Source organism: Cobetia sp. BMC6 (assembly GCF_029991385.1).
Taxonomy (GTDB): Bacteria; Pseudomonadota; Gammaproteobacteria; order Pseudomonadales; family Halomonadaceae; genus Cobetia.
In genome coordinates, this window is record NZ_JAKUMF010000099.1 from 1 (window position 1) to 241 (window position 241).

Here is a 241-nt window from a genome sequence, read left to right on the forward strand (position 1 = left end):
ACCGCCACCGTCGAGAATGGCACCTACAGTGTCGACGCTGAGACACCGCTGAGCGAAGGCGAGTATAGCGTTGAGGCCTCGGTCACCGATCCGGCTGGCAACACTGCGACCAGCAATGACGTGGGCGAGATCGATGCGAGCGCGCCGGCGCTGACCGTCGACGCACCGGCACTGACCTCCGACACCACGCCCACCATCGTCGGCACTACCGATGCCGAAGACGGCAGCACCGTCACCCTGG

The 241-nt window shown here is 66.0% G+C and carries 1 protein-coding gene; it reads left to right on the forward strand.

Annotated elements, in window-relative coordinates; all coding sequences use genetic code 11:
- Positions 1 to 241 (forward strand): Ig-like domain-containing protein (locus tag MKZ40_RS17165; RefSeq protein WP_282628016.1); only part of this gene is annotated, 241 nt, incomplete at both ends.